This is a genomic window from Hoylesella nanceiensis DSM 19126 = JCM 15639 (assembly GCF_000379965.1).
GTDB lineage: Bacteria > Bacteroidota > Bacteroidia > Bacteroidales > Bacteroidaceae > Prevotella > Prevotella nanceiensis.
Map to the genome: position 1 here is coordinate 1 of NZ_KB904327.1, position 21,934 is coordinate 21,934.

General features: G+C 36.3%; 15 protein-coding genes, 1 tRNA gene and 2 rRNA genes. 8 read left to right on the forward strand and 10 right to left on the reverse strand.

Features of this window, described 5'->3' with window-relative positions:
- The 3 genes from A3GM_RS0100005 to A3GM_RS0100020 form a co-directional block, all read left to right on the forward strand.
- A 23S ribosomal RNA gene (locus tag A3GM_RS0100005) occupies positions 1 to 98 on the forward strand; the annotation flags it as partial.
- A 77-nt stretch (positions 99 to 175) separates the two neighbouring features.
- A 5S ribosomal RNA gene (rrf, locus tag A3GM_RS0100010) occupies positions 176 to 288 on the forward strand.
- A 1,025-nt stretch (positions 289 to 1,313) separates the two neighbouring features.
- Positions 1,314 to 2,465, forward strand: a complete 1,152-nt coding sequence (locus tag A3GM_RS0100020; protein ID WP_018361337.1) for a hypothetical protein — start codon at positions 1,314 to 1,316, stop codon at positions 2,463 to 2,465.
- 187 nt (positions 2,466 to 2,652) lie between these two features.
- Here A3GM_RS0100020 and A3GM_RS0100025 read toward each other — a convergent pair whose 3' ends face one another.
- Positions 2,653 to 6,687 (reverse strand): glycoside hydrolase family 2 TIM barrel-domain containing protein, encoded by a 4,035-nt coding sequence (locus A3GM_RS0100025; RefSeq protein WP_018361338.1) that lies wholly within the window; start codon positions 6,685 to 6,687, stop codon positions 2,653 to 2,655.
- Between the two features lie 584 nt (positions 6,688 to 7,271).
- Here A3GM_RS0100025 and A3GM_RS0100035 point away from each other — a divergent pair.
- Positions 7,272 to 7,344: transfer RNA gene (locus A3GM_RS0100035), tRNA-Thr, on the forward strand.
- Positions 7,345 to 7,605: 261 nt separating this feature from the next.
- Here A3GM_RS0100035 and A3GM_RS0100040 read toward each other — a convergent pair.
- The 9 genes from A3GM_RS0100040 to A3GM_RS0100080 form a co-directional block, all read right to left on the reverse strand.
- Positions 7,606 to 8,841, reverse strand: coding sequence for a type IX secretion system plug protein (locus tag A3GM_RS0100040; protein ID WP_025829786.1), 1,236 nt, complete (start codon positions 8,839 to 8,841; stop codon positions 7,606 to 7,608).
- A 1-nt stretch (position 8,842) separates the two neighbouring features.
- The gene (locus A3GM_RS0100045; protein ID WP_018361341.1) at positions 8,843 to 11,209 is read right to left on the reverse strand and encodes a TonB-dependent receptor; all 2,367 of its coding nucleotides are present in this window, start codon (positions 11,207 to 11,209) and stop codon (positions 8,843 to 8,845) included.
- 130 nt (positions 11,210 to 11,339) lie between these two features.
- Entirely contained in the window at positions 11,340 to 12,482 is a 1,143-nt protein-coding gene (locus tag A3GM_RS0100050; protein ID WP_018361342.1) for a cytochrome d ubiquinol oxidase subunit II, read from the reverse strand.
- Positions 12,483 to 12,497: 15 nt separating this feature from the next.
- Entirely contained in the window at positions 12,498 to 14,090 is a 1,593-nt protein-coding gene (locus tag A3GM_RS0100055; protein WP_018361343.1) for a cytochrome ubiquinol oxidase subunit I, read from the reverse strand.
- A 23-nt stretch (positions 14,091 to 14,113) separates the two neighbouring features.
- On the reverse strand, positions 14,114 to 14,335 hold the full coding sequence (locus A3GM_RS0100060) for a DUF4492 domain-containing protein (protein ID WP_018361344.1): 222 nt from the start codon (positions 14,333 to 14,335) through the stop codon (positions 14,114 to 14,116).
- Positions 14,336 to 14,541: 206 nt separating this feature from the next.
- A complete protein-coding gene (locus A3GM_RS0100065) occupies positions 14,542 to 15,123 on the reverse strand; it encodes a Maf-like protein (protein WP_018361345.1) in 582 nt (193 codons plus the stop codon).
- Between the two features lie 32 nt (positions 15,124 to 15,155).
- The gene (locus A3GM_RS0100070; protein ID WP_018361346.1) at positions 15,156 to 15,674 is read right to left on the reverse strand and encodes a KdsC family phosphatase; all 519 of its coding nucleotides are present in this window, start codon (positions 15,672 to 15,674) and stop codon (positions 15,156 to 15,158) included.
- Positions 15,667 to 16,455 (reverse strand): Rossmann-like and DUF2520 domain-containing protein, encoded by a 789-nt coding sequence (locus A3GM_RS0100075; protein ID WP_018361347.1) that lies wholly within the window; start codon positions 16,453 to 16,455, stop codon positions 15,667 to 15,669. The genes A3GM_RS0100070 and A3GM_RS0100075 overlap by 8 nt, the downstream gene beginning before the upstream one ends.
- 22 nt (positions 16,456 to 16,477) lie before the next feature.
- Positions 16,478 to 17,005 carry a nitroreductase family protein gene (locus A3GM_RS0100080; RefSeq protein WP_018361348.1) on the reverse strand — a complete coding sequence of 176 codons (528 nt, stop codon included), beginning with the start codon at positions 17,003 to 17,005 and terminating at the stop codon, positions 16,478 to 16,480.
- Positions 17,006 to 17,486: 481 nt separating this feature from the next.
- Here A3GM_RS0100080 and A3GM_RS0100085 point away from each other — a divergent pair, with 481 nt between their 5' ends.
- The 4 genes from A3GM_RS0100085 to A3GM_RS0100100 all read left to right on the forward strand — a co-directional run bounded on the left by A3GM_RS0100085 (position 17,487) and on the right by A3GM_RS0100100 (position 21,920).
- On the forward strand, positions 17,487 to 18,083 hold the full coding sequence (locus A3GM_RS0100085; protein WP_238299208.1) for a hypothetical protein: 597 nt from the start codon (positions 17,487 to 17,489) through the stop codon (positions 18,081 to 18,083).
- A 332-nt stretch (positions 18,084 to 18,415) separates the two neighbouring features.
- Positions 18,416 to 19,915 carry a hypothetical protein gene (locus A3GM_RS0100090; protein WP_018361350.1) on the forward strand — a complete coding sequence of 500 codons (1,500 nt, stop codon included), beginning with the start codon at positions 18,416 to 18,418 and terminating at the stop codon, positions 19,913 to 19,915.
- A 12-nt stretch (positions 19,916 to 19,927) separates the two neighbouring features.
- Positions 19,928 to 20,371 (forward strand): hypothetical protein, encoded by a 444-nt coding sequence (locus tag A3GM_RS0100095; protein WP_018361351.1) that lies wholly within the window; start codon positions 19,928 to 19,930, stop codon positions 20,369 to 20,371.
- A gap of 64 nt (positions 20,372 to 20,435) precedes the next feature.
- Positions 20,436 to 21,920: a hypothetical protein gene (locus A3GM_RS0100100; protein WP_018361352.1), complete on the forward strand. Its 1,485-nt coding sequence runs from the start codon at positions 20,436 to 20,438 to the stop codon at positions 21,918 to 21,920.
- Positions 21,921 to 21,934: the final 14 nt, after the last annotated feature.

The following is a 21,934-nucleotide window of genomic DNA, read 5'->3' on the forward strand; positions in this document are numbered from 1 at the left end:
TTTGAGGGTCGTTGTAGACGACGACGTTGATAGGGTGTAGGTGTAAAGACAGTGATGTCAAAGCCGAGCACTACTAATTGCCCAAAGCTTTCAGACACAGATTATTTTCATCCGTTGTGATTTATTTAATCATACATTTTGCTTGTAGATATGTTATTGATATTATAAAGGTATATCAGGCGGTTATAGCGGTGGTGTTCCACCTCTTCCCATTCCGAACAGAGAAGTTAAGCCCACTTGCGCCGATGGTACTGCAATGCAATGCGGGAGAGTAGGTAGCTGCCTTTTTTTTTAGAGAGAGTTTAGTTGAGTAATCAGTTAAGCTCTCTTTTTTTGTGCTTGTATCAGAAGAGGAGCTTGAAGGCATTAAAAAGGAACATCAAAAACACTTATTGAACACTAAATATCTACGTTCCCATATTATGCTTGTATCAAAAGAGGAGCTTGAAAGCATTAAAGAAATACACAATGAATACTTTTTAAGGTCAGAGAGGAAATATTAGTTGGTTAGGTCTGAATGGACTTAGAGGTTAATGAGTATTTGTTCCCCCAAAGCAGAAGAAGGCCTTTTCTATGCATTTATGGAAACCACTTCAGACCAAAGTCCCAATAGATGACTTATGCAGAGAACCTTGTATAGGCCCACAAACACAAATTATAAAGCATTAAAGGCTTGTCTTAGCGACCAGTAAGGAAATACTTCTTAAATAGAAAAGAATGGCTTAGAGGGGATATCTATACATAAGGAAGAGAGTGTGTATCTTGAAGAAATCTTTCTTTTTATTTAAGATAGATATGTTATTGGGAACTTATCAATTTAAAATATGAGATTAATGTAATAAAAAGTGCTGTAAAACCTTATTATGATTAGGAGTATTTTTGTACATTTGTAAGAGACAAAATAAATAAGACGGTCTTAACTATTAATCTCATGAAAGCAAAAGATGTGCCTTGTGAGAATCTATAACCAAAGAAACAAGTTTATGATAAATACAAAAACTACTCCCATGAAAGCATATATTGCGCCCAGAATCCTTTGTGTTCCTTGTGAATGCATTAATTTAATATGTTCAACGGCTCCGCAAGTGCACAATGAGCATAGTAGAGAACGACAACTTTCTCATCCAGACTTTTTACCAACAACGATTGATAATGAGGACTATGAGGAAGAAGATAATTAATAATAACTTTACATATAGATGAGATTCTTAATTGAGATATTTAGAAATCTGATACCAAATAGGTATATTCTATATGAGGAATTAATGTAAGTTACTAATCAAAAATAATATTCTAGAAATATACAAACAACTATGAGAACAATTATTTTAAGTCTTTTATTCATCTTTTCGATATCTCTTGCTCATGCAGAAGAGCTGGTGTTGTATCGTTTTGTAAGTGATCTTAGTACCTTAAAAGTGGGCGATCAGCTTGTTATTGCTAATCCAAAAGCACATGAGGCGATGGGAAAATTCCCTTATACCAAGGGAAGTCATAATCGAGATGCTATTCCATCTCATTTTATTTCCGAAACAGAATTACTTATAAACCCTGAATTTATTGCAGAACTTGTGCTTGAGGGTGATCCCGATGCTTGGCTTTTAAAAGATGAAGAGAGTTATTTGTCTGTGAAGGTAGGAGGGAAAAATGAGCTTTTTGTTGCTTCTTCTCCAAGTCACTCTAGGCGGAATGGGGATAAAGAAACCTTTCTTACCATTTCATTATCAAGTGATAAACGTCACCATAATCTTGTCTTTAATGTCAAATCAAGTTCAAGTTGGATACCCAAACAGCTAACTTATAATGCAGGACTTTATTCTTGTTATTCTAAAAGAGATTCTGAAGTAGCTCTTTATCGCCGTGAACGGATTGTTGATGCCATTGTAATTGATGAGCTTAAAATGGCAACTTATTATTATGGAACAAAGACTTTTGCACTTTCCGAAGGTCTAACCGCCTATACTATTCATGCAAATAATGGAACGTTAATAAAGGGCAGAACATACAAAGGTAATCAGGTTCTACCAGCAAATCAAGCAGTGATAATTGAAGGATCACAAGGAGTGTATTTCTTAAAAGAAGCATCTACCAGCGAAGTAGCCGACCCTGAGAATCTATTACGAGGCAGCGATGTACGCCAAAGCATAGAAGCTGCATCGCCAAATGAGAAGTTATACAAACTAAGTATTGCTGAATCGGAGGGCATAAGTAGTCTTGGTTTCTATTGGGATAATGAAACTGGAGATAGAATCGTTAATCGTCCTCATAAAGCTTACCTTGCTTTTACGCAATCACCAACTTCAACTTTGCATTTTATCAGTATGCCAGTGCCTATAACAATGGGTGTAACTGCCATTCGAAATTCATCTAAAAATGATGTGATATACAATCTGTCAGGGCAAAAAGTGACTCGCCCTGTATCGGGAATATACATCATAAATGGTAAGAAAGTGTATCTAAAATAAATGATTTAAAGCTTTTATCGTATTCATCAGCGATGAATACTTTGTATATTTAGATAGAATATTGTAGATGATCCCTTTCAACAATTAAAGAAATAGGAGTTGTATTGGAGAATAAATGATATAAAAATAGGCTGCGTCAAGATAGTTATTTACTTGACACAGCCTATTTTTTTGTTCAAACTTATTTTTATTTCTCAAGCACCTTGAACTCAGCACCTGCTGCAAAGTCCTGTCCGTTCTGTTCACTTAAGGCAGTAAAGCGAATGAAACGAGCCTTTACAGGAGTGGTAAGCAAGATAGATTTTTCCTTTCTATTGTTCTCAAACTCACCTTCAGCAACAGGTTTGCTCCATGTTTTGCCATCATTGCTAATTTGAATGGTGTATTTCTTAATATTACCATTATTGCTGTTTTGGCGTGGAAGATAAGTAAATCCTTTGATATTCTTCACACTTCCGCAATCGAAATCCACCCAATGAGGAGGAATTGCCACTGTAACAGAGTACATAGTGTGCCAATAAGTATTTGGATTCCCATCTGTTAAGTGAGTTGCATCACCCTCACCACTCTCTTGACTTGATGTAAATACGACAGATAGAGGTATGCTTTCGATGCGTGAGAATGATTGACGTGCCTTGAGCCATTCATTCTCTTTGGTCCATACAGTGATGCTTCCGCCATTGCGAAGATTGATAACCCCAGTATATTTAACAGGCTTTTTGCTGTCATTGATAGTATAGAAGATATCACCCTTCACACCATTTGCATTAATGGTAACATTACCTTGTTCGTCTCTTGCAATGGTAAGCGGTGTTACACTATTAAGACTTATATCCGACTTGTTTAAAAGTTCCTTGCTATCTTTTGAACTTACAGGGCGAATGATGTATCCAAATGTGTGTGGAGTTGCCATTACACGGTCGTGTAATAAAGGACCACCTTGTCCGCAACTGTTACCTCCTAAACCTGTTATAGCCATATCTAGGTGCAAATAAGTGTAATCACTTTGTGGCAATTCGTGTGGGTGATTAGCCATTGCGATAGCATTGTCCGACCAAGGAAGAGCAGAGAAGCTCATCTTATCTTTTGCAATAAAGATTGCCCCAGCATGTGAATTTTTGCTATTGTCAAAGCCTGTGAGCGACAACCAACGAGTATCTTGGTGGTTACCTGTATCTTGTGGCTTAGGGAATGGTACAAATTCGTTGTTTACATCTTTTTGTTCATAGAGTCCAATCATTTGTCCTGTCTTGCGATCAGGGTAGTTATCCACCATACCACGACCATAATAGTTCAGTGTGCTGAGTGATTTTGGTACACGAATAGTGTAACCTAGCTTTGCAAGTACTAAACTAGGCTTGTTACTTGTGATAGAACTCTCGCTTTCAATGCTTCCATCTGGGAATACAGTGTAAACCACTTGGGTGTTAAAGCGGAAGTCGTCCTTTCCAAAAGGCTTATCTTTAAACTCAATAAGCTTCTTCCAATTGGCATTACCACCTTCTAAACGATAGCCATGTGGAGCTTGCGACTCTATACTAAACACAATAGATACAGAACCATTGTTATTTACATGTGTTGTATAGTTGGTGCATTTGTGTTGCAAGTTGTTCAAACCATTAGCATACCAAGCCTCATAAGCCCAGTTATCATTGTTGGTCCATGCACGGAAAGCGTTGAGTTCAGGTCCACAACCATCTTCAATGATAGTCTTACCATCATATTTAAGGTTATAGATAGTACCTTTAGTAAGGTCGAAAGTAGTACTGAATTGATCACCAGAAAGAACTATTTGATTATTCTTTGGTGCTGTTACATTCACTTTTCCTTTAACATCCAATGCAGGACGAACCACTGCTAGCTGCACAGGTAATTGTTCTTCAGCCTGAATATATCCAGCTTTTGCCCATGGCATATCGTGTTTTAGGCGATAAGTGATGTGGAGTAGATATTCTTTATTAGGCTGAAGTCCTTCATTGAGTCCGTTGATTGTGATGTATTTGTGTGTTCTTGCAGGTACACTACCAAGTTCTAAACTTCCTTCTTTAACAGGAATACCATCGGCAGTCAGTGTATAAACCATTTGGTAGCTGCTTAAATCATTAGAATAATAGTTCTTGTTGAACACATCTAATGTAGCAGTTTTAGCGTCTTTCCATGTTGTTCCAATATATTGGTATACCTTTTTCACTTCAAAGTATTGAGGTTTTGGAGCTTCATCACCAAAGATAATACCATTCATAACGAACTGTCCGTCGTTAGGAGTATCGCCAAAGTCACCTCCATAAGCAGCATAACGCTTGCCATCTTTAGTATAATGGTACATACTTTGGTCGATCCAGTCCCATATTGCACCGCCCATGAAGAAGTTTGTAGACTCCATTGCGTCCCAATAATCAACAAGATTGCCTACTGCATTACCCATAGAATGAGCATATTCCGATATATGGAAAGGATATTTGATACCCATTTTACCTTTAACAGCATCACGAGTCCATGCAATACTTGGGTATTGATTAGATCCCATGTCCACAATATCATTGTTACGTTCGTATTGTACGGGTCTTGAAGCATCGAAAGCCTTTAGTGAATCGTATGCAACTACGAAGTTATGACCAGGTCCTGCTTCGTTACCAAGACTCCATATCACGATAGAAGGATTGTTAACAAGTTGATGTGCCATAGTCATTACACGATCAACGTGTGCATCTTGGAACTCTGGAACGTGTGAAAGCGATGCTTTTCCATAGAAATATTCGTGACTCTCAATGTTTGCTTCGCTCTCTAAATAAATGCCATATTTGTTACAAAGGTGGTAGAAATAAGGGTCATTGGGGTAGTGAGCGGTACGGATATGGTTGATATTAGCACGCTTCATCAGCATAATTTCACGCTCCATCTGCTCTCTTGAAATAACTTTACCCGTCAATGGGTTTGTATCATGGCGGTTAACACCCTTGAGTTTTAATGCCTTTCCATTGATATAATAGTATCTTCCAGTCAAACCAAATTCGTCTTCGTGTGCAGGAGTGTCCTTTATCTCAACACTGCGGAAACCAGTTTGGAAACTAATAGTTTCAATAATCTTTTTACCTTGCATCAATTCTCCAACAAGAACATATACATTTGGCTCCTCAGCTGTCCATGGGGCAGCGTTGTTTAAGGTAATGGTTTGCTGAAGATGAGCTAGTTTATTACCACTACATGCAGTCTTTTCCTTTGTTGTTTCAAAGGTAGTAACCAACTCATTATCATCAGAATATAACTTATTTCGATAGATGCTCCAACGTACACTTAGATCTTTTACATTCTTCTTAGTTAGATTTTGAAATGTAGTATTAATGTTAATCGTTCCATTTCCATCTTTATAAGTAGGAATAGCCTTCACATCAGCAATGTGCACTTTAGGTTTTGCAGTGACACTAATATCACGGAAGATACCAGGAAGGCGGAACATGTCTTGTGCTTCAAGGAAACTTCCATCAGAAGAGCGATACACTTCCAATGCAATTTCGTTCTTTCCCTTGTTGATATATGGAGTAATATCGAAATGTGCAGTGTTACGTGAGTTCTTAGAGAAACCTACATAGCGTCCATTAATCCAAAGATAGAAGAAAGAGTCTACACCATCGAAGTTGATATATACTTCCTTTCCGTCCCAATTTGCAGGAACATCAAAACTTCTTCTAAACGAACCCACTTCATTTCTATATTCGTATGTGGTGTAGTTCTTTGGTGGTTCACGCATAACACCCTTCTTCCAGTCGCCTGGTTCGATGTTATATTTAAAGATAACCCATTGATTAACATAGATGGGTACACCATATTTCAATGTTCCATCTTTCTGAATTCCAGCCATATTCCAGCTTACAGGTACCTGTAGTCGGTCCCATTTGCTATCATCATAGCCTTTTATAAAGAAATCTTTTGGACGTTCATCGGGATTCTTAGCAAAGTGAAAGCTCCACTCTCCGTTAAGAGATAGGTAGTCTTTTGCAAATTCTGGCAATACTTTTCTTGCCTCGTTAACAGATGAGAAAGAAGAAAAAAGCGAACGAGCAGGTAGTTTATTATATCCCAACATACCTGGATTTTGCCATTCTTGTCCTGTAGGTGCCATGTCTTGGCCAAATAGATAGCCTCCAACAGGAAGGTTGTCTGCCTGTAAAGGCATGGCTGTTAAAGATGATAACAGCAACGAAAATAACAATTGTTTCTGCATAATAGAATGTTGTTATACTTAGTTATTGTATTAATGGTAGTCCTTCTTAAAAGGAAATGAAAGTTTGTTGTGTAATAAAACCTTAAATAGATATAGATAACACATCTCAGTTCCATTGTCTACAAAGTTAATAAAAAAGAACTAACAAACAACTATTGGCTTGGAATTCCTATGATAATTCCAGTTCTTTTATTCTTTAAGTAAACATATAGCAGAAAAATAGTGATTCTTATGCAGTTTCTTCCATTTCTTGTTCTTTATTCATTCGTCTGAAATAGCATTGCTTTTGACTTGCAATAGCATTGCTTTTGTGGTGTAATTGCATTGAGTTTAAACGATAAAAGCATTAAGTTTGTTTGATAGCTTTTGTATGTTAGCTTGCGAAGCTGTTTCATCTTATTTTCAGATAAATAGCTTATTCAGTAGAAGTGTCTATCCTTTAATCTCCCAATCATAACGACATTAGGGTAAGGACGTGGCTAAATAAAATAGTGAAAATAATTAGTAAAAGGTTTATTTTGAAAAATAAAAAAATATATATACCTTTGCATTACTAACAAAAGATTTAGGATTTAAGCTATATTGCCGATATGGCTCAGTTGGTAGAGCAATTCATTCGTAATGAATAGGTCCCCGGTTCGAGCCCGGGTATCGGCTCTTTTGTGAGAGCAGAAACTTGTAATTAGAATTCTCTAAATTGGTTATTTGAAGAGAGAATTCATTTTTATTCAATTTATTTATTGTAAGAAAGTTGTGAGTTACTATTCTTTTAAAGATAAAAAGAGTAGTATAAGCGTGTGTTTATGCTTGAAATTTAGTTCATTGAGGCGTTATTCTAAAAACCGAAAAACTGTTTTTGGAAACCTGAACGCAGTGGATCAAAACATAGTTCGCCTGTTATATCCTGCTTTTTTGTGCTTATTTCAATTGGATTTGTTTGAAGCCTACCAGCTGATAGGTGCGTTCTCCCTTACCTTTAAAATAGACATAGGCTTGATATGTGTTTTCAGTTTGAAAGAAATTACCTTCTGTTGGGAGGGTGGTGATAGTGCCATTAGGCGTTTTAAGAAGATATTGATACGAGTAATATCCCTGTTTAAGGTTAACAACAGCTGTGTATGCCTTTATTTCTTCGTTATAGGTTAAGCGATATTTTTCAGTAAAACTATTGTTAGTCCACTGACCATTAAGATATATTTCGCCCACTTGTTTGGGAATAGCAAGGGTGAAATGCACATTGATATAATCAGAAGCAGTGTTGTTTTCGATGTTATCACTATTGCGAATATAGAATGCTCCATTAGCATCTTCATCGTAAACATAAGCAAAACGTGCGGTAGTGGGCCATAAAAAGGCGTTGTAGCTATTGTTGTTCCACACCATTCGCTCTACACCCATAGAGGGTTGTGAAGTGTGAAGCGTCTCAAATTTGTGATATTCGTTACCTGCATCAAATATCAATTGCTTGTTGTGTTGCCATATCATCGATTCGGTTGTAACGATTTGAGGCATAAAATCCTTTCTAATGTTATCGAGACGATTATTTTGGGTCACCACAATTTTGAACTCTTCTTTAGGATCTTGCGACACATTAGGTGGGTAATTAAGTACAATGTTCAATTGTTGATGTCGATTGTTGATATCTAAGTCTGTGTTTGTTGTAGCCTCAATACCTATTTTTACTTTAGGATCTACCACCATAAAGTGAGCAACAAGAATTTTAGAATCATTGTTGTTATCATCGTAAACCGTTACCCTATAATTGCCACTCATAAGCAATTGGCACGATTCGTTGGGTATTGAGAACGAATAATGGGTGTATTCTGTGTTGGTATTGATAGAAGGTTGAATGTCTTCTATATTCAAATAGTCTGAAAAGCCTCTGATATAGTCGCTTTTAAAGAGTTGTTTCGACACCGACCAATCGTCTTCGCAATGTTCAACAGTATAAACATAACGATGATAATTGTGGCTTTTTTCGTCGAAAGAGATGTTGATTGGAACGTTATCGTTAAGCGAAATGACAGGCGGTTTGAGCCATTTATTGCCTGCAACAATCTGCAATGAGGCGATATTAGAATGGATTATTCTATTTTGTTGCGCCCATGAAGCATTGCAACACAGCAGGAGTAGAAAGGCAAAAAGACTCTTCATATTAAAAATCTATTGATAAACGTGCATTGATTTGACGACCTGTTAAATAGTTAGGCACGGCATATTGATTATTGGTTACATCGGTAATCCAATAATAAGAGTTTACATTACTTATTCCAAAGAGATTCAAACAATCTACTCCTAACCACATATTCTTAATGAATTTCTGATTGTTTTTGCTATTAAGAAGATTGTAGCTCATACCAATATCAACTCGTTTGTAGGCTGGAGCACGGAAAGTATTGGTCTCTAAGTCTTGATGTGGGGTTGAAAAAGGTAAGCCATCGGCGAATGCAAGCTTAAGAGACATCTTCCAACGCTCTGTTCCTGGGAAGTAATCTGTAAAGAATAGGTTCACAGCATAGCGTTGATCGGTGGGCAATGGAATTTTCTTTCCATTTAAGTTCATTTGTGTATTCATCAAAGAAAGACTTATCCACGAGTCGGTTCCTGGCACGAATTCGCCATAAAGCTTAAGGTCTAAGCCTGCAGCATGGCCGTTGCAGAGCTGATCTCCATAGTAAATAACCTTTACATTGTTGACACTATAAGGAATAAGGTTGCTTAAAGCTTTGTAATAAGCTTCGGCTGTGAATTTATATTGGTGTTCTTTGATCTTAAAATTATAATCTAATCCTGCTATAAATTGTAGCGATCTTTGACTTTTTACCTTGTTATTAAATTGCGCATAAGTCACTCCATTCGAGATGGTTGTATCTCTTAGCTCTTTAAAGAATGGTGCTTGATAATATAAACCAGTGGCGAAGCGCATGGTGACATTATGGTTAAAGGCAGGTGTAATGCCTAAAGACACACGTGGACTGATGATTGTTTCTTTATTGAAACTCCAGTTACTCACTCTAATTCCATAATTAAGTGTGAAGAGAGTGTGTTCGTGTTTACTTGTAAAGCGATAGGTGTCTTGAATATATCCTTCGATTCTTTGACTGCTTAACTCGTTCTTTGCACGTAAAGAATAAATCATATTAAGTGCTTCTGGCGTATTGGGAATGTTGTAACCGCTAGAGTCTCGCATTTCATATTCATTCGAAATCTCTTTGATATTCTCCCATTTCATGGTGAATGCACTCTCTATATTGTGCTTTGAAGTTTTGTGATTAAAAAGCAGCTTTACATTCTTTATGTTGGCTTTTAGATAGTTTCTTGAATGCTGAAAATAGGTTCCTACACCAAGGTTTTCGCTTGTTTCGGTTTGAGTTAGCCAGTATTGACCCTGTATGTCGTATTTCTCTTGCTCCTTAGTAGAGAACGCAGAGGCAATAAGAGATAACGAAGTGTTTTGTGTTAGGTTACGCTTTAAACTGAAAGAGCCGAAGAAGGTTTGGAATAAATCGTTTTCTTGTCCATCGAAATAAACCTTGAAATTCTTTACATTTTTAAATGTTCCGAACTTCGTTTCTCTGTTTTCTGGGGTGAAAGTGTAATGATTATCCGATATACTTCCAATGAATGAGAGTTCCCATCTCTTGTTGGGTTTATAGTTAAAGTAGGTCTGATAATCTAAGAAACGAGGCATATATTCGCCCTTAGTCTCAAGAGTTCCCAATAAATATTTATTGGTTTTGTAGCGAATACTATTACTCCACGAAAGTTTTTGATTGCCTATGGCTGCGTATAAGCCTGCTCCGAGCATACTGATATATGCCGATGCTTCTGACTTTTGTGGTGTTTTATAGGTGATATCTAATGCCGAAGACATCTTATCTCCATATTTAGCGTCGAATCCTCCCGTTGAAAATCCAATCTTTTCAACCATATTTGGGTTGATAATAGATAAGCCTTCTTGCTGTCCACTGCGTACAAGAAAGGGACGAAATACCTCTACATTGTTGATATATACACTATTTTCATCGAACGAACCACCACGAACATTGTATTGAGACGATAGCTCGTTGTGGGTAGAAACGCCCGCTTGACTTTGTATTAACTCTTCAACTGCATTGCCAGTGGCCGACGGATTGTTCTTTAAATCTTCGGTTTTGATATGCTGCATCTGTCCTGTTTGCTTGCGAGCACCCTTCACTGTCACCTCTTCAATCATGTTATCTGAATATAATACGATTTGAAGTTTCAGCTTACCTTTAGGCTTTTGTAATATTCTTGTTTTGGTTTTATATCCTACCATCGAGAATTTTACAGGCACAGAGTCGGCAGTATGCAAGGTTAAAGAGAACTCTCCACGAGGTGAAGTCATCGTCATTTTACCTTGTTTTGCAACAGATACAGTTACGAGTTCAATGGGTTGTTGTTGCTCATCGACAACTTTTCCTTGAAGAGTGAATGTTTGTCCGTGCATTACTACTGCATAGAAGAAACATATAAAATATAGTGCAATTCTTAATTTCATATAAACATTAAACGCAAAAAACGCTGTTATATTGTTTAATTGGAGCGATATAGATAAAAGAAATTACCGTCAAACAAGTATAAATATGCTTGAATGACGGTAATAAGTCTTTTCTATTGAGATCTGACGATTAGTAAACTTCGTCGTCTTTCAATTCTTCTTTGTCTAGTTTTTTCTTGTCCATTACATACCAAACGTAAGCTATATAAGCCACAACGAATGGAACAAGGATTGAAACTACAGACATTGTTTGAAGTGTAAACAAGCTACTGCAGCTGTTTGATATGGTTAAACTACTTTGAATATCAATGTTTGATGGATAGTAAGCAGTGTGATTCCAACCTGCACAGAGTAGTAGTGATAACACAACTAGTACCACTCCGATGCCTGCAAACCATATTCCTTTGGTATAGTTCTTTGTGAATAGAGTCTTACCTAGAGCGTAAAGAAGCATCAAAACACCAACCAATAGCACTACTAATAGATACCACATGGTAACGAAGTTATTAAGATACTTCATTGGTTCCATATAAATGCTACCATCATTTACATTCTCTGCGAATCCATCTTTAAGAAGAGTGCGGATCAAGAATGAAAGGAATAGCACCAAGAATGGAACTGTATTAACCAAAAGTTGTCTCTTTGAGCGTTCTTGTATTACTGCATCATTTACGTTATTGATGATGTAGAATGTACCAAGAATACGTGAAAGGAACATAACTGCCAAGCCAAGTACAAGATTCCAAGGGTCTAATAGAGCATCAAGTCCGTGTGAACCATTAGCCCATTGGCTAATAACAGGTTGTAGACTGTTGGTGATGTTCATCTTGTTCACAACGAAGTTAGATCCATTGAAGAATGTTGCAACAGCTCCACCAAGTAGAACTGGTCCAACAATTCCATTGAGAACTAAGAACCATTGAAATGTTTTTGCACCAAAAATGTTACCAAGTTTGTTTTGGAATTCATAGCTCACAGCTTGTAATACGAATGAGAATAGAATAATCATCCATAACCAATAAGCGCCACCAAAGCTGGTACTATAGAATAAAGGGAATGAAGCAAAGAATGCACCACCGAATGTTACGAGGGTAGTAAAGGTGATTTCCCATTTGCGTCCTGTTGAGTTTACAACCAAACGGCGTTCCTCTGGGGTGTGTCCTAATGAGAAAATAAGAGAATTTGCGCCTTGTACAAACATTAAAAAGACGAGTAATGCTCCTAATAAAGAAACCAAGAACCACCAGTAGTGTTGTAATAATGTGTATGACATAATATCTTGTTTAAATTATTTTGTTATCTTTTCGCTCTCGATTGTGTATTCAGGTCCTTTCTTAATTTGCTTGCAAAGGATATTGATTTCAGTGATAAGCATCGCTGTAAACAACACTAAGAAGATGAAGAAAGTAACAATTACTGAACTAGCTTGAATGTTAGAAACAGCCACCCAAGTAGGAAGTATATCTTGAATTGTCCAAGGTTGACGTCCCATTTCAGCAACAACCCAACCTGATTCTGTTGCAATATAACCTAAAGGAAGTGTGATGATTCCTGCAATAAGTAACCAACGGTGTTTGGTTAGGTCTTTCTTATACACCATAAATAATAGTACTGCAAAGAAAAGAATAAACAAACAGCCAAGTCCAACCATAAGTCTGAACGACCAGAAGCATACAGGAACATAAGGAACTACTTGGTCTGCAGACTTAATATAGCCGTAACCAAAGTACTTCATGTTCTCGTTTAATATCTTAAGATTAGCTTCAATACCTGCTTTGTCGTTAGCTTTTTTAGCCTCACGATAAGCTGGAAGAGCAGTAATAGCTTGTTTACCACGAGCAATCTTCTCTTGAAGTGATGGCTCTTTTACTCCTTCATTGTTGGTATATCCATTGATAATGTCGTTGATTCCTGGTACATATCCTTCGAAATCGTTTGTTGCAAGGAATGAAAGAGCAAAAGGAATATCAATCTTACAAGGATGTTTTGGACAATCTTTAAACTCTGGTTGTGAGAAAGGATCAACCAAACCGAAAGTTGTTAGCGGTTGTGCTTTACCACCATTGTATAGTGCTTCCATTGCAGCAAGCTTCATTGGTTGAGTCTTTGCCACCATATGTGCAGAGTGATGTCCTGTTATTCCTGCTAAAATAGAAGCGGTAAGACCTACAAATGCAGCAATTTTTAAGCTCTCAGTAGCAAGCTTTACTTCTCGTTTCTTAATTAAATAATAACAGCTAACAGCTACAGTAAACACCGCACCAATAATCCAAGAAGAAATTACTGTGTGTAGAAATTTATCAATAGCGAATGGACTAAACGCTACTTCTAGGAACGAATTGAATGATGCAAGCTCGTTTCTCATTGTGTCAGGGTTGAATGTATGGCCCACAGGATACTGCATCCAAGCATTCGCAACCAATATCCACCAAGCAGAAAGAGTAGCTCCTAAGCCTGTTAACCAAGTAGAAGCGAGGTGAAAACCTGCTGAAACTTTCTTCCAACCGAAGAACATTACTGCCACGAAAGTAGACTCCATGAAGAATGCTAGAATACCTTCAATAGCTAAAGGAGCGCCGAAGATGTCACCAACTAACCATGAATAGTTACTCCAGTTAGTACCAAATTCGAATTCAAGGATGATACCTGTGGCAACACCCATAGCGAAATTAATACCAAAAAGCTTTTGCCAAAACTTCGCAACATCTTTCCAAAATGGTTTCTTTGTGCGATAATAGCAAGTCTCAGCGATGCCCATTACAATGGCAAGGCCTAGAGTTAGAGGTACAAAAAGCCAGTGATAAATGGCTGTAAGGGCAAATTGTGCTCTCGACCAGTCAATAGTACTGCTCGAGATGTCTAATAAAAGATGATTAAACATAATGTATTGTTGTTTTAATTATTTTACTTTGAACGTTGAATTAGCTCTTTTGAGACGTATTCTGGTTCGCTTCCTTTTTGTGTCTGATGTTTTATATGATTGGGAAAGAAGAATACTTTTAAGATTGCAAACATTATAAATAGTTTAATTGCAATGATTAACCATAATGTTTTGCCAAGCTTCATGTTCTTAAATCCGTCATAGTATAGATAAAATATCTTTTTAAACAAATTGTTATTGCTCATCTAAACAATTATTCTTTATTGTCGCACAAATATAAATATTTATCCTCAAAGATGAGGATGAGTAGTGCGTTTTTTAATAAAATATGTGAGAAAAGGTACCTAAAACTTTAAATTTGAGGCTCAATAAGGCCATATTTGAATGAAAAAGTCTTTAAAATAGAGTTTTTTACCTTGAAATGCAAGTCGATGAAAAGTACTCTTACATTCTAATAGTTTCCCTCTAATTCCTGTATTTTCTCGTAAACACGATGAACGGGAAGTCCCATTACATTGAAATAACTACCTTTAATACTTGTAATTCCTATGTAACCAATCCACTCTTGAATACCATACGATCCCGCTTTGTCAAAGGGTTTGAATTGCGATACATAATAGTTTATTTCCTCATCTGATAGCTCTTTGAAGCACACCTCAGTTACATCGCTAAACGATATGCTTTTGTCAGAGGTCTTTAAACACACACCTGTAGCCACAGTATGGGTCTTATTACTTAAAAGACGCAACATTTCAAAAGCCTCTTTCTCGTTCTTTGGCTTACCTAAAATTGTGTTATCCACAATCACAAGCGTATCGGCTGTAATTAAAATCTCATTGTCTGCAACCTCATAATTACTGGCTTTCTTCTTCGAAAGATATTCTGGAACATCTAAAGCCGATAGGGTTGAGGGGTAAGACTCGTCGATATCGTTTTTTACCCTGATTGTTATTGATTTGTTTAAGCCCGACAATAACTCTTTACGTCGAGGCGAATTACTGGCCAACACCAGTTGATATTCTTTTTTATTCATTTCTGTTTATAATATAATAAGGTGACAGCTCATTACCAACCGAAGGCAATATTGCTTTCCATCCATTTGCCTTGAGCCTTTAGCACCTGCTCGATAATATCTCTTCCACAGCCGTTTCCGCCAGTAAAGTCGCTGATATAGCAACTAATTTCCTTTATTTCTGGTGCCGCATCTTTGGGACAACATGCACAGCCACACACCCTCATTATTTCATAATCGGGTATGTCGTCGCCCACATAAATAATCTCTTCGTCTTTTAATTGATATTTCTCTTTAAGCGAATCGTATATCTTTATTTTTACACTTGCTCCAAGATGAACCTCTTTTACACCGAGATTTTCATATCTAACCTTCACCGCATTGGTCTTTCCACCTGTTATTATGCCCATAATAAGCCCTTGTTTCTGAGCCAATTGAATAGCATATCCATCTTTAATATTGGCACTTCTTAGCGGTTCTCCACTGCTTGCGAGGGTTATCGTTTGTGTAGATAGAACGCCATCTACATCAAAGAATATCGCACGTATTCTGCTTAAGTCGTAATTAATCATTGTCGTTATGTTGTTCTAATTTGTTTATTATTTGAGAAGACATCTCTTTGTAGAGAGATTGTAATGCCTTGTTGCTTTCTAATAGCTGAATATGGCTTTCTATCACCTTTGTATCTTTGCGTGCTGCAGGACCTGTTTGCGCCTCAATGGCAGACATTTTGTGTACCTTTTTAGCCGTTTCGTCAATCAAAGGCAAAATTACTTCGAATGGGATAGAACGATTTTCTAATAATTCTTGAGCCACACTATAGCAATAATTGCTAAAATTACATGCAAAGATGGCAGCAATATGAAGGTATTTTCGATCGGTATCATCGAGGTGATACACCTTCTTTGAAATACTTGTTGCTATGCTTTTTATTGTATTAAGAGTATCTTCGTTATTTGCATCAATAAAGATAGGTATATTACTGAATGATAATAGCTTATCAATACTAAATGTTTGCATAGGATATAGCACTCCATATCTATTAGCATAGGGTACAAAACTACTCATTAATAGGCTGCCCGATGTGTGTAAAAAGATAGCGTCTTTGCGCTCGTTGCATATCTTTGGGAGGACTTCAAGAAACGCATCGTCTTTTAATGCGATGATGTATAAGTCGGAATCTTTATTGATTTGTTCGAACGAAGTGGTTTTAGAGCAGTTTAAAAGTTCGGCAAGGCGATTAGCAGAATGCTCAGTTCTGCTAAAAACCTCTTTGATATGAAATCCTTTTTCTTTTAGTTCTACACCTAAATTGGTTGCCAGTTTACCTGCTCCAATAATCGTTATATCCATCGTTTAAATCGTTGTTATTTTCTTACCACTTACCAATATGCACCTTTTCCCATTTAATTTTGTCGGCATTATGTGGCGCATTGGTTTTGTTGGGATAGCCAAATGCAATGAGGGCAAGCACCTGTTGATTGGCAGGAATATCGAGAATACCTCGCACAATCTCTTCGCACGAGGTGTTGTCTGAAAGATATCGGTCTCTAATTTGAATCCAACACGAACCCAAAGACAATTCTTCTGCCTGATATTGCATGCTCACTCCAACAATAGAAGCATCTTCAATCCAGCAATCGTTCACGCTTTTATCACCACACAAAACCACCACGAGGGGGGCGTTGGCAATGAAACTGATGTAGTGTTCCTTTGCTTCTGACAGTTTCTCAATGTCTGCTTTGTTGTCAACAGCAATGATGTCCCAACCTTGTTTGCCTTTAGATGAAGGGGCAAAGAAAGCACTTTGAAAAAGTGTTTCGATGTGTTCGGGAGCTATTTCGGTTGTTTTAAAATCTCTACAGCTACGTCTTTCTGTTGAAAGTTGCTTAAATGAACTCATTGTTTTGCCTTTCTTTTGGTTTAAATATTTAGAAAATGCGTTCTACAAAGGTAGATTATTCTTGTTGAACTCACAACATATTGTTCTATAAATATAAGTAGTGCCTTTTAAAAGCATTGATATTGGTGGGTAAAAGCATTGTTATTACTGTCTAAAAACATAGCTTTTGCAAGGTAATATCATAGCTTTTATTTATCGATAAAAGTATAAGGCGTTTTTATTTTGTAAATAATTGTATTTCAATGTGATGTCTACTTTATTTAAAATAGTGATGAGGCTCAATATAAGTAGAGAAATTTTTTATTGTAAAGGGGCTCTTTTTATGTTTGGCAAGGTAAGTAAGTTGAACTCTAGCGCAATACTGAAATAATGTTATTTTATTAGAAGCATATTATTAATAATGTGAATTTAATTATTATTATTAACCTTAATCGATAGATTTTCGTTGAATTATACTACTTTTGTGATATAAAATGTAGTTATGATGAAGAGATATATAATAAGCGCATCGTTGCTTTTGTGCTCTTGTATGTGCACTGTTTCGGCTCAAACTTCAACAAGTAATAAGACAGAGTCGCTTGGAAGTAAGATATCAAGAATATTAAATAGAGCCAGAAAGTCTGCAAATAAAGCTGGAAAGCAAGTGGGTTACACCTTAGATGCAGATGGACATTTGAATAAAGAAAATGACCTTATAAAGGTTAGTGGCCTATATTACATGCCTTTGTACACAGTAAACCTATATCAAGGTAAAGAAGCTGCAGAGTTTAGAGAGACTGTTCGAAAGAAATTTATGGAGAAATATCCCCAAACTAAACTGCAAACTGTGGTGATTCCTCAAACAGATTGGTTGCATGAACCTGTGGAAAAGGGTGATGTGATTATTGGATATTTGCAAACAATGTATTGTTATGCTATTGCACAAGATGGTGAAGAGGGATATATTAATGCAAAGTTCACCTTTCAACGATATAGAGAAGTGGGTGGAGAATATCAACCTTTGCAAGAAAAATGGCCTAAATGGGAACGCACAGACGTGCTTTCTGATAAGGTATATAATAAGTTGTTGACAAAATAATGATTGTCAGTTGAGTGTCGAAAAGAATTTTATTACTTCGTTTTTATCTTGATATGTAATGCTATAAAGTGTTGGATTTTAGAATAAAATAGAAGTATGTAAAACTCTTTTCGATATCAATTATATTCGAATAACAACTCGGGTAGAGTTAAATATAAAACAGATACAGATTTATTTAAATTCTTTATTTCAAATAGTTGCAAATGAGTTGCAAAATAAGTGATATTGAAATAAAATTACATTGATAATAATAACAGTTCTAATATTAGCGATAATTTATATTGTTTTTTTGTACCTTTGCATTGATACAAATAAAGATAAGTAAGAAAAAGATGAAAATTCATTGTTTTAAAATACAGTATTTATTCTTTGCTTTAGCTCTATTTACAGCGTTTTCATGTGGAAATAGCAAAGAAAAAGAACTCGACCGACTTGTTGTTAGCTTAGCTTCAGAAGATAAAGAGATTGACTCTAAAGACTGGCAAGAAATTGTTTCATTTATTAATTCAGACAAAAGAGCATTTAAAGACTTTTGTAATTCGAACGGAGATGTTGATGAGGCGAAGCTTAAAAGCTATATTGTTGACTTAATGAATGGCCGTCGTCCCTCTGTGGAAGTAAGCTTTGTGGGTGTTGGAAAAGAGCAAAATGTGAAGGTAAACTTCTACTTAGAACGCTCAGGAAGTATGATTCCATACGATGATGTGAATGGAAATGGTAACTTTAAAGCAGCTATTGTGCAGTTATTAAACAACCTTCCAGGCGACGTAAACAATAATAAAATATACGTAGTTAATAGCACTATCAACGAATATCCAGAGGGATTTTCTAAGTTTTTGACTGATACCAATATCTTTGAAGCCACTAAGAACATTGGAGATCCAAGTTATACCAACTTTAGTGAGATCTTTAAAACATTGTTGAACAACACAAAAAACAATGAATTAAGTATTCTTGTGTCGGATATGATTTACTCAACTAAAGAGATGTCTGTAGTGAATCCCGAGAAAATCTTTAATGAAATAAAAGGTATGACCCATGCCGTTTTCAATAATATCGTTAAAACAAAATCGATGCTTATATTGAAGATGCAAGGCTCTTACAATGGTTCTTACTACACATATAACTCTCCAAATAAAGGAATAGCATATCAAGGCGACCGTCCATACTATATTGTTATAGTAGGAGATAACGTTCTTCTTGCAAGAATTTCAAAGGATAAGAATTATAGTTCGTTTAGAGATTTTGCTAACTTACCAGGTTTTCAAGAACAATATCTGTTTGAAACATCAGGCATTTATCGTCCTTACTACTCATTTTTGTTAAGTAATAGCTTAATAAAAGGCCGTTTCCGTCCTGAACATAATCAAACAAATAGCATTACAAACATTGAAGATTTAGAGGTAGATAAAGAGAGTGGGGATCTTGATTTGGTGTTGGCTGTAGATCTAAATAATATGTTTATCGATAAAAACTATCTTGTTAATCCTCGCAATTATGAGGTTATTGCAGACGATGCAATACAGATTAAGGCCATAAAACCAATAACTGACAGTGATAGAATGCCTGCTGAAAAGAAATACTTATCTACTGCAACGCATCTATTTGTATTGTCTGCAAAGGAAATATCACACGAACAAGAAGTAAAAATACGACTTATTAATAACTTCCCACAATGGGTTTATGCTTCATCTACAGACGATGACACTCAACCAAACAGCACAACTACATTTGCGTTGAAATACTTGTTGCAGGGAATATACGACTCTTATAAAAAGAATTCGGCTGGAGTCCCTTATTACTTCGAATTAAATATGAACTTAAGAAAATAACAATATAATTAAATGAAGAATTTAATACTGCTAGTGTTTGGTATTGTAATAACACTTATTTTGGTGCTTTTCTCATCACATATCTATGAGGTTTTGTACTATGAACGTGCTTTCTCTGATGCAATGTATAATGGAAACGTCTATTTTATGATTGCTTTATTTAGCTCAATTATACTTTGGGTGATGGCAGTTGTTTACTATTACATTATCAATTCGGTTCGTTTCAGTCGTTGGTATCATTGGTTAGTGATGTTGTTGGGTGCTTCTTGCTTAGCAACAACAGTGAACTACTATTATGCAAAGAGCATCTTTACAGCTGATAAGCTAGATTTCTCACTTCAGTTATTTAACTTCTCTGTTGTTGAAACCATATTAAATATGGTGCTATTTATTGTTGTTTCATTCTCAATTCGTTGGTGGTCGTCTAATTGTAGACATACTCCTATTCCAGAATAATATTATGCGTTTGTTTCTATTTCTAGTTGGTGGGACTGGATCAAGAGTGTTACGTCCCCTTATAATGCAGTTTGCTGCAGGTGTTAGACCACTTGATAACAATGGTAAAGAAATACCTTTAGAGGTTGTACCCATTATTATCGACCCTCATAAAGCAAATGAAGACCTTAAAAGAACAGATAGTTTATTGCGTTCTTATAAGTCTATCAGAAGATCGATATATGGTGAAAACGTAGAAGTTGGAAATGGATTCTTTTCAACAAAGATCTCAACTTTGGCAGATATCATACCCAATGGTTCTACACTTAGTGACACCTTCTTGCTCAATTTGGGAGCAGTTGAATCTACAAAGTTCAAAGATTTTATTGCTTATAACACGTTGGATACTGCTAATCAGGCCTTATGTTCAATGATGTTCTCCGACTATCAGCTCGAAACAAAAATGGATATAGGTTTCGTTGGTAGTCCTAATATCGGTAGTGTAGCACTTAATCAGCTTAAAGATAGCGAAGAATTCAGACAATTTGCTAACGTATTCCAAAGCAATGATCGTATCTTTGTGGTGAGTTCTATATTCGGTGGAACAGGTGCAGCAGGCTATCCTGTGATCGTAAAGAATATAAGAAACGCTGCAAATAACAGCAACTTGAGTAATAGAGGCAGTTTAAGAGATGCCAAAATAGGTGCATTAACGGTGCTACCTTACTTCAATATACAACAAGATGAGAATAGTCCTATCTCACGAGCAGACTTCATTTCGAAAACAAAGTCGGCATTATTCTATTATCACGACAATCTAACAGGATTGAAACAAAATGGAGTTGACTTGCCACTTTCAAAGGTAAACGCTTGTTATTACTTAGGAGATGAAGTGCCAAGTAATCCTTATTACAACGATCCTGGAGACAACGGACAACGCAATGACGCTCATATTGTCGAGTTTGTTGGTGCCCTTTCGGTGCTAGACTTCTTGCAAATAGCTGACGAAGACCTATTAACTATGGAAGGAAACGCCCGCAATCCTATTTATAAAGAATATGGTTTGTCGTTTGATAAGCAAACAATTTCATTGAAAGATCTTGGCTTATCGAGTCGTGCATTGGTGAATAAGCAGCTAATTAAATTCCATTTGGCTTACATGTACTTAACACATCAATTGAAAGAGGATATCGGTCGTGGTTATACTCAAGATGAACCAGCTATTGGAAAGAGCTTTTTATCAACCACATTCTATACTACTTTAATGGCAGATTTCTTCGTTTCATATCGTCAATGGCTAAAAGAATTGACAGGAAACCAAAGAAGTTTCGTTCCATTTAACCTCGCAACAGATAAGTTAAGCGATGTAGTTACAGACATTTCACCTAAAACAGGATTGTTTAAGTCGGCAATTAACTATAAAAATGTATTGTCTTCATTAAACAAAGAGAGCTTACAATCAGTAAAGAACGGTTCTTTAAAAGAGCAAACACCAAGCTATAAGCTATTCACTCTCTTAAATATTGCATTAGATAAGTTGGTGGATGAGAAATACGAAGCAATCGTTTAATATTCAAGAATCAG

Excerpts from the sequence above, each read along its gene's own strand:
- A3GM_RS0100020 (WP_018361337.1), top strand. The coding sequence starts at position 1,314 with ATGAGAACAATTATTTTAAGTCTTTTATTCATCTTTTCGATATCTCTT.
- A3GM_RS0100025 (WP_018361338.1), bottom strand. The coding sequence starts at position 6,687 with ATGCAGAAACAATTGTTATTTTCGTTGCTGTTATCATCTTTAACAGCC.
- A3GM_RS0100040 (WP_025829786.1), bottom strand. The coding sequence starts at position 8,841 with ATGAAGAGTCTTTTTGCCTTTCTACTCCTGCTGTGTTGCAATGCTTCA.
- A3GM_RS0100045 (WP_018361341.1), bottom strand. The coding sequence starts at position 11,209 with ATGAAATTAAGAATTGCACTATATTTTATATGTTTCTTCTATGCAGTA.
- A3GM_RS0100050 (WP_018361342.1), bottom strand. The coding sequence starts at position 12,482 with ATGTCATACACATTATTACAACACTACTGGTGGTTCTTGGTTTCTTTA.
- A3GM_RS0100055 (WP_018361343.1), bottom strand. The coding sequence starts at position 14,090 with ATGTTTAATCATCTTTTATTAGACATCTCGAGCAGTACTATTGACTGG.
- A3GM_RS0100060 (WP_018361344.1), bottom strand. The coding sequence starts at position 14,335 with ATGAGCAATAACAATTTGTTTAAAAAGATATTTTATCTATACTATGAC.
- A3GM_RS0100065 (WP_018361345.1), bottom strand. The coding sequence starts at position 15,123 with ATGAATAAAAAAGAATATCAACTGGTGTTGGCCAGTAATTCGCCTCGA.
- A3GM_RS0100070 (WP_018361346.1), bottom strand. The coding sequence starts at position 15,674 with ATGATTAATTACGACTTAAGCAGAATACGTGCGATATTCTTTGATGTA.
- A3GM_RS0100075 (WP_018361347.1), bottom strand. The coding sequence starts at position 16,455 with ATGGATATAACGATTATTGGAGCAGGTAAACTGGCAACCAATTTAGGT.
- A3GM_RS0100080 (WP_018361348.1), bottom strand. The coding sequence starts at position 17,005 with ATGAGTTCATTTAAGCAACTTTCAACAGAAAGACGTAGCTGTAGAGAT.
- A3GM_RS0100085 (WP_238299208.1), top strand. The coding sequence starts at position 17,487 with ATGATGAAGAGATATATAATAAGCGCATCGTTGCTTTTGTGCTCTTGT.
- A3GM_RS0100090 (WP_018361350.1), top strand. The coding sequence starts at position 18,416 with ATGAAAATTCATTGTTTTAAAATACAGTATTTATTCTTTGCTTTAGCT.
- A3GM_RS0100095 (WP_018361351.1), top strand. The coding sequence starts at position 19,928 with ATGAAGAATTTAATACTGCTAGTGTTTGGTATTGTAATAACACTTATT.
- A3GM_RS0100100 (WP_018361352.1), top strand. The coding sequence starts at position 20,436 with ATGCAGTTTGCTGCAGGTGTTAGACCACTTGATAACAATGGTAAAGAA.